At 54.2% G+C, this 365-nt stretch carries 1 protein-coding gene; it reads right to left on the bottom strand.

Annotated features, from left to right (window positions below; all coding sequences use genetic code 11):
* Positions 1-13: 13 nt before the first annotated feature.
* On the bottom strand, positions 14-365 hold a 352-nt coding region (locus tag HBA93_RS19325), incomplete at its 5' end, for a transglutaminase-like cysteine peptidase (protein ID WP_221724375.1).

Below are 365 nucleotides of genomic sequence, written 5' to 3'. Positions count from 1 at the left end.
CTTTGTGTGCCAACTATGGCACACGGCGCTCAAGTGCCGATGTCGGAATATCGCTCAGCAGCATCTGCGGCGCGTTGCGGATATCAACCCACTGGCCGGTATGACGGGCCGACTGACGCTTCAGATAGGTGTAGTCGGTCTGATTCCAGTTTTTGACGCTATCTTCCAGATTGTCGAGGATGAAGTCACCACGGTCTGTGCGGACTGTCAGCACGGCATGGCCTTCGCCATTGCTCTGGCGCACAACAGTGATCAGCAGGGTATTGACCGGAAAACCGGCATTAATCAGCATACGGCGCTTGAGCAGCACATAATCTTCACAGTCGCCATATTGGGTCGGATAAGACCAAACCTCTTCTTTGCCC

This window comes from Ochrobactrum sp. SFR4, assembly GCF_019730395.1.
In the GTDB taxonomy this organism is placed as follows: domain Bacteria; phylum Pseudomonadota; class Alphaproteobacteria; order Rhizobiales; family Rhizobiaceae; genus Pseudochrobactrum.
The sequence above is the reverse complement of the archived record's forward strand: the minus strand, read 5'-3'. Positions and strand labels throughout refer to the sequence as shown.